Origin of the sequence: Holospora undulata HU1, assembly GCF_000388175.3 — a bacterium.
Taxonomy (GTDB): domain Bacteria; phylum Pseudomonadota; class Alphaproteobacteria; order Holosporales; family Holosporaceae; genus Holospora; species Holospora undulata_A.
The window spans coordinates 1-10,528 of the sequence record NZ_ARPM03000073.1; the positions used below are offsets into that span (position 1 = coordinate 1).

Here is a 10,528-nt window from a genome sequence, read left to right on the forward strand (position 1 = left end):
TAAACAAACAAAGATGGGACATTGAACGGCTGTTCAGAACTATGAAAACGCAAGGGGTTACCCTTGAAAATCCCCCTATGAAAGATTTGGGAAGACTTTCCAAACTTATGACCATTGTCGCTGTTGCTATTTTATACGCTTTTATAACGGCCCTTACACAAGAAATTGCTTACAAAAAAACAGTCAGAGCACCTTTGTTATTCATACTTCACAAGGAGGCTCAGGTGGATCAAAGATAAACTCTTATTCTTTGATTTCAGCGATCTTTTAAACTACCTGAAAAAAAGTGAGGGGGAGTATGCAAAATTTTTAAAGTTTCAGATTTTTTTTAAAGGTTTAGCGTTTCTTAATCATCTTAGATAAATTTTTATTGATGCAGATAATAAATTATAGGTAAATAAACAGGAAGGGGGCTAGATAAAAAATTCAATTTGTGATAATAACTGATATAACACTTTTTTAAAATACTGAAGTTAGAGGCCTTATGACAATTGATCATTCCAATTCAAGCGTTTCCGTGGAAACAAAAAGAAAGAGCGTTGATGAAGTTTTTCGAGAAATATCTGAAATTTTAGCCCAGTCGGTTGCACATAATAAAGAAATTACTATGGATTCCAGCATTACAGGAGATTTTGGTGCAGATAGTCTAGATCAAATTGAGCTAGTAATGGACTTAGAAAAAAGGTTTGGCTGTACGATTTCTGATGAAGAAACCAGCAAGATCAAAACAGTGGGAGATATCGTTGGGTTGGTTATGCGGTTGTCTAATGAAGAAAAAGCATGAACCGTCGCGTTGTTGTAACAGGAATGGGGGTTATAAGCCCTCTTGGCGTTGGTATAGATTGGGTTTGGAATCGGTTAATTAGGGGCGAAAGCGGCATTCGCTCTATTGACCTAGAAGACGAGGATATTCCTTGTAAAATTGCAGGGGTTATACCGGAAGGAAGTGAAGACGGACAGTTAGATTTTTCTTGTTGGATGAAGCCCACTGAGCTTCGAAGAATGGATAGGTTTATTGCGCTTGCTGTGGTTTCTGCAAAGGAAGCGTTAAAAGATTCGAACTTTGATCCACGTCTTGAGCCTGAAAAAACGGCTGTGTTTTTCGGCTCAGGGATCGGAGGGCTCCCTTTGATTGAAAAAAATGTTAATGCTTTGGCACGCAGGTATAGAGAGGTAAGTCCTTTTTTTGTTCCCGGAGCATTAATAAATTTGACCGCAGGACAAATCAGTGTTCTGACTGGGGCTAAGGGGCCTAATCTTGGATTTGCTACCGCGTGCGCTGCAAGCTCTCACGCTATTGGGGAAGCATTTTGGGCCATTAAAGCTGGAAGAGCAGAGACTATTATAGCGGGGGGAAGCGAGTCAACGGTTTGTGAAATTGGTATTGCTGGGTTTTCTGCTATGAAAGCTTTGTCCGTGCGAAATCACGAGCCAGAAAAAGCATCCCGCCCCTGGGACAAAGAACGCGATGGATTTGTCATGGGGGAAGGAGCAGCAACTCTTATTTTAGAAAATTTAGATCATGCTAAAAGCAGAGGTGCTAAGATTTACGCGGAACTAGTAGGATATGGTGCAACAAGTGATGCTTACCACATAACAGCTGCTTCTGGAGAAGGAGCCTACCGAAGCATGAAAGAAGCGCTGGAAGTTGCAGATCTTTCCCTAGAAGAGATAGGGTATATAAATGCACACGGAACATCAACTCCTTTAGGCGATAAAGCTGAATTAGAAGCGGTAGAGCGCCTTTTTGAAAATGTTTCTAAGGAAAAATTGCCACTAATGTCCTCTACAAAATCTTCTACCGGGCATCTTTTAGGAGCGTCTGGTGCATTAGAAGCATTTTTTTCTATCATGACCCTGCGTCATGCTATTGTTCCAGCTACATTAAACTTAATATCTTTTGATTCTACGTCGTACAATTTAGGAATTGATTTGGTTCCTTGTGTATCGCGGAAAGTTAATAATCTTTGCCATGTTCTTAGCAATTCTTTTGGGTTTGGCGGAACGAATGCTACTTTAATTTTTAAGGCATGGGATTCTTAGGACGTTATAAAAATCTTCTGCATAGCTTGAAGATTTTAGATTTTTTTCATTGTATTGATGAGAAGAGAAAATTTCTTGTTGTTAATTTTTCATTGTTCTATAACGAGATGAGTAAATTAGTAGCAACCACTTCTAAGTTTAGGAGAGATAGATCGAAACTAAAAATATGTCTAAAAAAACCTTAAATTAGATATAAATAAAAATACTTTCTATATATCTATCAAATGCATAATATCCGTGAGCAAAAAAAAATTGATGTAAATCAATTTTACACTCTATTATGCAAAGAAACAGCTAAGAATCAAGTGTAAAAAAATTCTTCCTTATAAGAAAGCTTGTTTAGGAAAAGGTCTGCATTATTCTTCGAAAAGTACTTTATAAAATAGAATTTAAACAAGTAGTATTATATTAAAATTCTTTCAATTTTAAGAGCATTTTTATTTGAGAATCTTCTTCGTGTATCGAAAAAAATTAACCCCACACTAAAATGTAACAAGCGCGCTACAAAAAAATGCTGATGCATGCTGATGCATATCAGATAGGCGTGTCAGGTGCAGTGCAGTCCAGAAAAGTATTTTTGCAGTTATTAAGTGCTTGAGCTATAAAAACTCTAAATCGTTGTTTTTGCGTTCACTAACTGGGGAAATAGTAAAGGAAGAGCAGAAACTTCTCAGATATACATTTTTTTCCGTAAATCTTTTTCAATCCGTAGAAAATAAAGACAATACTTGGAGGAGAATAAAATCTTATGCCAAAAGTTCTAAAAAAAGTGCTGGGGTGAAGGATGAAGTATTATTTATCCTATAAAGGATTTGAAAATAGAGAATAACCTTGTCTACCCGTTTTTATATTGATCTCAATCCTATTGAGAAAAAATATCTATTCAGGAACATAATAAAATCACTAATTTTCTTTAAAGACTATAAGTTATTGATTTCCATATTAAAATATTGAAAACAATGTTGAATACAACTCCAAATCTTTTTCTTCTATCGTCGTACACCCCAATAATGTTTTTATTTAGAAAATTTTATGAATATCGCTTGTTTTATAACCTGTATTCATGATTTAGCTAACCTTCTTAATAGGATCATGGAATGGGCTATCATAATCATGTTTTCAGCAGTCGCTATGGCAATTTCATAATCTTTAGATACCCTTCGAAAAGGATTTAGCCATGCAAATGTTCTTTCGACAATCCAACGCTTTAGCAAGTATGGCCCATTCTTGAGATATATGCTCTGATATTGCTATAGCTTTATTCAATATAGTTCTCACAAATTCCTCCATGGTTTTTCTATATCCAGCATCTGCACACACTCCCTTTAATTTAGGATATTTTTTGCAACGCTTCCTAAAAAACTCTGCACCCAGCACCTGTGTCATTGGCCTTATGAACCCTTGATATGGAGCAGATTGCCTTGCCTATCAACAACACTATGCCGTTTACGTATCTTTTTTTCCCCCATCTATACCTATTTTTTCTGAGGCTCCTGTGGGGGTAACACTTGTTTTAACACTTAGTGAATGATGCTATCGCTGGGATTCTTACTCCTTTCATACTTAATTCGGCTTGTCTTAACAAGTTCATGCATCACTTTTTCCCATACCCCCTTAATCCTACATCGTCTATAAAACGAATGTACCGTCGAATATGGTGGAAAATCTTTTGGTAGCATGCGCCATTGACAACCGCTCTTGATTCATTAACACCCTCTTTTTTGTTATATTTACTTCTATTGTCACTATCAAAATGATGCTTTATCACATCTCTCTCTTTTTAATCGATTGGATAATTCTTCTTCTACTCCTTCAAGCCTTTTATATCACACTTTTTTATTCATGAATACAAGTTCTTATTTTCTTATCTCCCCCATCATGTACCTACATCGTTATGAGATTTCACTTTTTTCACAAATGAAATTTCTTTTTTTTAGTATTATCATTTTTATATTCTTTTGTTATTACATAATTTTTTTATATTCTATTTTTTACTTAATTTATTAATACACTTCATAAATTTTACATCACTCTGTATCATCACTGTTCAAGAAGAACGTAGCAAAATGTTTAATAAAATACTTTCATCCACTTAATTATCGTAATTGTGCAGCACTCGCGAACGTGCTTAAAATACTATAAAAAGAAAATTTTTTATACATAGCGTATTCTTTTTTTTCCTCAAGATTTCTTTTTACCCCTCGTTTCTTGAAAAATATTCAATATTTTGTAAAACTCATATTTCTTAATTCTTATTAACCTACGAAATTTTCTTTAAGAATTTTTTACAAAAAATCTTCTTTAAAATCTAGTTTTCGAAGAAATCTAAAAAAACGGAGAAAGCTTCAATGCTAACTTCTCCGTTGTAACAATTTACTTTATTGTTTTTCAGAAAAACTCCACAGCAATGCTATTAACGATTTTGAAGCGCAATAAAAGTCTCTGTTTTTTTTGGGTTTTTACAAAGTCCAAGATCTAAGAGGTCTTTAGAATATTCTTCTTCAAAAAATGCATACCCATGCATTTCTGCGATAGTTTTTACTGCATCCGAAAGCAGTCCATCAGCACATCTTGCGTTGCTTCCGGCACCTTCGTCAACCGCGCCTTCTAAAAAATGAGTTAATCTGGCATAAGAGCCGTAAGCGAGAAGATCATTTTTATATCCTTGTGCGTTTTCGACGTATTCTTGAGTGTTTTTTGCAAATGCTTCTGGTAAATTTTTTCTTAAAGTTTGATAGTGTAATGGGGAAAGATGGTTCACTTCTGTTCTTTCTTTCCCATCATAAACATCCATAAAAATCTCTGTCATTTCATCCAAATACTTTTCTTTTTGTTTCACGTCTTGTGTTTCATAGTATTTTTCTGAAAATCCTTTCAGATAGGCTTTCATTGTACCAAACGAAGCAATTTTGAAATACTGGAGATCTTCTTTCTCTTCCTGAAATTTTTGTGTACATTGATTTTGTTTCACTGCTTTATACTTTGATTCTTCTTCCGCAGATTTTATTCCGTGAAGGATTTCAGACAAGTTTTTTATAATAAATTTTCTCGCATTCTGTCTTATAAGATTTTCTTCTACCTGTTTTGTTTCCGCAGCATAATTGAATTGTGCTAATAAAGCTGCATATTTTTTCTCCCCCACCTTTTTAATAATGAGTTCTTCTCCCGTTTTACACTTTTTAGAATCATAGTGATGCTGGCCTAAGTATTCTAAAAATTTACGATTTGTTGTATCCTTTGCTTCTGCAGTCGCTTCAAAAAAACAAAACATAGTGTTAGAAAAATGAAAAAATCCAGAAATTGCTTCATAGCGAGTTTTGGGGTCCTTAAGGTTTTTATAAAATATTCCAAAATCTTCTAGTGCTTTATGTAATAATTCGTAATCTTTGTCTTGATTTTCTATTATTGTAGTTACAATTTCATACAATTCGTTGTATTCTTCTTTTCCACTTTGATCATATAGTATCGAGTCAATAATTAAGTTAATCTCTCCTTCACGAGTTGGAATAAACTCTAAATCAGAACCAGAAAATACTTTATTAATAAAGTATTCAAGTTGGACACTAAAATCTTTTTCTCCAGTAACGCTGTTTTGAGCAGTTCTTCTGTTCCAAAAAAATTTATTCAAATGTTCTCGTGCCTGTCGTATTTGCATTCGTTTGCGTTTTTCGCTTTCTTTTAATGCGTCTACAATAACTTTAAACTTAAGATTCTTTAAATCTTCAACGTTCTGGAAATAATTTTCAGGGCAAAAAGTCTTTAAACAAAACAATAGAGATTGAGACTGCAAAGCCGTTTTTGAAGCATTATCAAAAAAGATCAGCGCTTCTTGTCTTTTCTTAGAATCTTGATCTTTTTCCAAATCTCTAAATTTTAAAAAGCACTCCATATTTGGCAACTGCTTATTTTCTGAAGATCTTTCTAATTGTTCAAGAACCTCTCTGTAGGAAAGATCAGCCATATCCAAATAATGCGCCCACGTTTTCATATCGGAATTTTTTAATATTACCCGTTCTACAGCATTCATTTTTTCCTTTTTGGAAAAGCTTGGCATCACCCCCTTAATAAAATGGCACATTTGAGTTGGGCGATTTTCTTCATACATTTGCCCAAAAATAATTTTTTCATTATTTTTTGTATAAAAATGAAGCTCTTGATCGATTATCTCCCCTCTTTCTAAAAGATCTGCTGCAACACGTTGTAAAGTATTGTACTGCTCTATATCTCTTGGATCAGAAGAACTAAAAAATTTTTCTAAAATTTTATTAAAAATTTCACATCCAAAATTTGGACGAAGCTCGGAGAATTTTTTCAGGAAAAAATATTTTTCTTTTTGTGTATTGCTTAAAAAATCTAAACAATACTCGTAAGAAATGTCTGCTATATCAAAAACATCTAAACATTTACTTACGTAGTCATTGTCGAATCTTATCCAATAAGGGGACTTTTCTAAATTTTCTAAAACTTCCGCAACTGCTTGGTTTAAAAAACGCATTTTTTGACTTTGAGGTAAATTTTTCATTAGGTACTTGATGAAATCCTTATTAAAGGAAGAAATATTATTCAGTGTTCCTAAATAAATCTTTTCATTGCTTTTTGTGTAAAAATAAATTTCTTTATCTACTACATCAATTTCTTTTAGCTGATCTGCTGCAACACTCCATAAATTTTCACGCCGACTCTTGTCTATTTCATCAGAAGAATTTGAAAGATTTTCTATTACTCTATCAAAAACTCTGCTAAAAACTTCGCTAGCTGTTTCTGGAGACGCTCTACGCAATTCCTGAAAGATATCGCTTTTTAATGAATTTTCAGGGGCTGCATTAAAAAAATCTAAAGCACAAGCGTACTCATCGTAATTGTAATTACCACGGAGCAAAATATAAATAGCATCTGTCAAGTTGCGAGAATTATTTATTCTGACTTTTTCTATCAATTCAGGAAAAGATATTTTTTCTTTCCAACGTGTATCTTTTTCTAAAAAAGAAAAAACTCGGAACAAAACCGTTGAATTACAATTATTTACTTCCTTAAACAAATGTTCATAATCTTCAATAAAAATTGAAAAAGCCTTATCAAAAAGATATTGGTCACACCAACTGGACAAATTATTTAGTGTTTCAGAAAAAGCTCCTTCTTTGCAGAATAAAGAGCGAAGTACACAGGTAAAATTATCAGGAGTATCTACAACCTTACTTAGAAAATCAAAAGCAATTTCTTTGTTTGTTTTACTGTTTGACCTCATTAAATACTCGAAAATATACCCCAAAACTTTTGGACGAATACGATTTTCTTTAATATTTTTTAACGTAAAATCCAGAACTTGAGTAAAAAGTGTCGTGTTACAATCACGTGAAATCACACTAAATAGTACTCCTTCTAACCCTGTAACCTCATTTCTTCCACAAAATCTAAGCGCATCGGACAAAAAGCAATAAATTTCGCGATCTTTATTGACGGCATCACTTAGAGCTAATGCGTTGACGGTCCAAACTACATCTTCTGGGGTGCCAAAGCTTAAATCCCTGAGCGAACTTTTTAAGAAAACAAAGTTTCGTGGAAAAAGAGAGAAAATGTTTTCAAAAATAGCCTCACAAGCATCTGCAATCGTATTTCTACCTCCTAAATGAGTATCGTTATAGGCAGCAATGCGCCCCAAAGCAGCTGTCATATGAAAGATATTTAAATAATTCCCAGGGGTTTGAGATAAATCTAACTGAGAAAGCTTTAATAAAATATTTTTTAGTGAGTCATCTTTTTCAAATGCGCTTAACGCGTCATATATTTTTTTTGCGTCAACGTTGATTTCAGAGTTAAAAGCAAGAACTAGCACCATAAATGCTTTTCTTAAAGATGAAAAATCTTGATCGCTATACCGTTTTTCACGACGAAAATCAAGGGAGGTTAATAAGCGAACAAACAATTCATTAAAAGAATCAGGATTATCATGATTTAATACTCTTAGAACGTACTTTACTGTATTTTTGTTTAGTCCAAATAAAGTATCAAAAAGCTTCTTTGGGCTAATATTTTGCAAAGTTCTCTTTAAAGCTGTTGCGTCAGAAGAGTTTCTATTTAAAATATCGATAAAAAATCCTTTTCCATTTAATCTACCTAAAAAAGTGTTTGAAGCATATTCTCCGTCTAATATTTCTGCTTCAAAAGGGAAACACTCGAGTTCCTTATTATTGTTTTCAGAAGTAAACGCTTCTACTAAAGAATGATCAAGCGTATCTGCTTCTCTGTACAAAAAATTGATCTCAAATCCCTTAAAATCAAATGATAACAGTTCACGAAACTGATCAAGCTGATTAAAGAAGTCTTGCTCTCCCCCATAGCCTCTACTTAGCTCAGAGCTTTGCTGCGAGCTTGATGAACTATCTTCATCGCTTCCATCTGCACCATAGGCGCTTTGAGCAAAATTTTCAATAAAAAAGCTGCTAGTAACATTCATTATTAACATCAATAAAATTTTTTTTTCCATGTAAAAATCGCTATTTTCATTCCCCAACATTTAATAGGAATTTTGACAAAGTTTCAATACATCAATTTGAAAAAAAATATTATTTTTTTATGTTTCCGTGAGAACACAGCATAACTTCACTTTCGTTTAAAAATCATAGATACCACAAAAAAATAAAAAACCATTTTTTAAGTAAAGTTTCAAAATTTTATTTTTCTTTACTTAAAAAATTTTAACTAATCTATGAATTATTTATTTTACGTAAAACCGTTAAACAACACTAAACACGTTCCTTAAAAACTTTTACAATCTTCTTTCCTTTCCTAACACAAAACTTTACATAACCAGAAATTCTTGAAAATAAAGTATAATCCTTTCCACACCCAACATTCAATCCAGGATGTACCCTTGTTCCTAGTTGTCGCAAAATAATTGTTCCAGCATTTACCAGCTGTCCATCAAATCTTTTAACTCCTAACCTACGTCCAGCAGAATCTCGACCATTACGCGACGTTCCGCTTCCCTTTTTTTGTGCCATAAGCTACTCCGCTTTCTCTACTACTCAAATTTATCACTAAACCTCTACAGATTCAATGCGCACCCGAGTTAAAATCTGCCTGTGTCCGCGCTTTCTTCTATAATTATGGCGACGCTTTTTCTTAAAGATTATAACTTTTTTTGATTTTATTTCTCCAAGAGACACTGCAACTATCTTTGCAGGTAAAACTTCCCCTTCAGGCTGAATTGACCATCCATCTAAATGTAAAACATCCCCCTCATTACAAACAAGACGCTCTACATCTAAAAAACGGCCTAGGTTAACGTGATACTGCTTTCCTCCAGTTTTTAAAACCGTGTACATGTGTTTAAACCAAAAAGTTTTTCTTATTCTAACACAAGGATCTTTTTGGTACAAGAGTTCAAGTTCGATCCCCCCCCCCCACCTCATAAAAAAAATTACAAAATCACAAGAGATCTATAAAAAATATATTTGTATTTCTAAAATAAACAAAAGTAACAATAAACTCAATGTAAAAAAATATTGCACCTGTTCGGAAAACTATCACTCAGGTCCTTTTCCATTTCAGGAGCGTTTTGATTTTTATTTTATTTTCTTTTATCAAAGATATATGAGAAATTCATAATCTAAAACATACCTTTGTAAAAATTATAAGCTTTTATTTCTGGATTTATCTTGTTTTGATTTATTTGATGGTCTAAAATCGTGACACACTTGCTCTTTGAAAAATATAGAGCTGGTCACATAAAAAAGCCATATACAACAAGAACAAATTAAACTAGAAAGTTTGTGAAAACTTAAAAAATAGATAACATATTCAGTTCAATTCCGTAAAAAAAATGCTAAAGCTACAATCAGCTGGTGAGAGTTTTATCAAGCTATCCAAAATATTTAAGATCTCAAATATCATAATAAACATGTGGAAAAATCAATGAATTCCTAAGAAAAAATAGAGATAAACACCAAAACAAAAAATAACGAAGCTTTAAAACAAGATATCCGGAATTATCCTGATTCTTAAAGTTACGAAAGAGCAATAAGGCTTGGAGTAAGTGCATCCGGGATAAAGCATTCTAAAAAGCTTATTGGAATTAACATATAAAAAAAACTCTGAATCCCCCCAAGGAAGACCCCGTAAAAAGGTTTACGTTTTTTCGGAACATTGAAAAGCTAAAAAAATAAGAAAAACTAAAAGATTATATTGACGAAAGCAGTTTTGCGCATGACATGCCAAGACCCTATGGGGATACAAGGGCAGCGATGCTATGGTAAGCACGATTGGAGAAGAACTAATGCAATAAATGTTTTGATTGGCACAGTAATTTAGTTTGAATTAGATATTTTAAAGAAGCGCGAAATAGCCTCGAATAGAGCGTTAAAATTTAGTATATTGTATTCAATCGCCCTCTTCATATTAGCCCAGAATTTCTCTATTGGATTCAAATCACAAGAGCAAGGAGGTAGAAAAATTATACTGTATTTTACAGATTCTATTAATTTTC

The 10,528-nt window shown here is 33.3% G+C and carries 8 protein-coding genes and 2 pseudogenes; 3 read left to right on the top strand and 7 right to left on the bottom strand.

Translation table 11 applies throughout. From position 1 onward, the window contains the following. From K737_RS01280 to fabF, 3 genes and pseudogenes are all read left to right on the top strand, one after another. Positions 1-239: pseudogene (locus K737_RS01280) on the top strand (hypothetical protein); the annotation flags it as partial. A gap of 245 nt (positions 240-484) precedes the next feature. Then, entirely contained in the window at positions 485-784 is a 300-nt protein-coding gene (locus K737_RS01285; protein ID WP_006291263.1) for an acyl carrier protein, read from the top strand. Continuing rightward, the gene (fabF, locus tag K737_RS01290) at positions 781-2,043 is read left to right on the top strand and encodes a beta-ketoacyl-ACP synthase II (protein WP_006291265.1); all 1,263 of its coding nucleotides are present in this window, start codon (positions 781-783) and stop codon (positions 2,041-2,043) included. The genes K737_RS01285 and fabF overlap by 4 nt, the downstream gene beginning before the upstream one ends. Positions 2,044-3,104: 1,061 nt before the next feature. Here fabF and K737_RS11740 read toward each other — a convergent pair. The 7 genes and pseudogenes from K737_RS11740 to K737_RS11755 all read right to left on the bottom strand — a co-directional run. Beyond that, positions 3,105-3,251, bottom strand: a pseudogene (locus K737_RS11740) (IS5/IS1182 family transposase); the annotation flags it as partial. Continuing rightward, a complete protein-coding gene (locus tag K737_RS11745; RefSeq protein WP_006291270.1) occupies positions 3,193-3,429 on the bottom strand; it encodes a hypothetical protein in 237 nt (78 codons plus the stop codon). The pseudogene K737_RS11740 and the gene K737_RS11745, both read right to left, overlap by 59 nt. Positions 3,430-3,563: 134 nt before the next feature. Beyond that, positions 3,564-3,722 carry a transposase gene (locus tag K737_RS11750; protein ID WP_081731135.1) on the bottom strand — a complete coding sequence of 53 codons (159 nt, stop codon included), beginning with the start codon at positions 3,720-3,722 and terminating at the stop codon, positions 3,564-3,566. A 734-nt stretch (positions 3,723-4,456) separates the two neighbouring features. Continuing rightward, positions 4,457-8,527 (bottom strand): hypothetical protein, encoded by a 4,071-nt coding sequence (locus tag K737_RS01305; protein WP_152531024.1) that lies wholly within the window; start codon positions 8,525-8,527, stop codon positions 4,457-4,459. Positions 8,528-8,786: 259 nt separating this feature from the next. Continuing rightward, the gene (rpmA, locus tag K737_RS01310) at positions 8,787-9,044 is read right to left on the bottom strand and encodes a 50S ribosomal protein L27 (protein ID WP_006291272.1); all 258 of its coding nucleotides are present in this window, start codon (positions 9,042-9,044) and stop codon (positions 8,787-8,789) included. A gap of 36 nt (positions 9,045-9,080) precedes the next feature. Next, positions 9,081-9,455 carry a 50S ribosomal protein L21 gene (gene rplU, locus K737_RS01315; protein WP_006291273.1) on the bottom strand — a complete coding sequence of 125 codons (375 nt, stop codon included), beginning with the start codon at positions 9,453-9,455 and terminating at the stop codon, positions 9,081-9,083. An 894-nt stretch (positions 9,456-10,349) separates the two neighbouring features. Next, complete coding sequence (locus tag K737_RS11755) at positions 10,350-10,520, bottom strand: transposase (RefSeq protein ID WP_407636438.1); 171 nt, start codon at positions 10,518-10,520, stop codon at positions 10,350-10,352. Between the last annotated feature and the right edge of the window lie 8 nt (positions 10,521-10,528).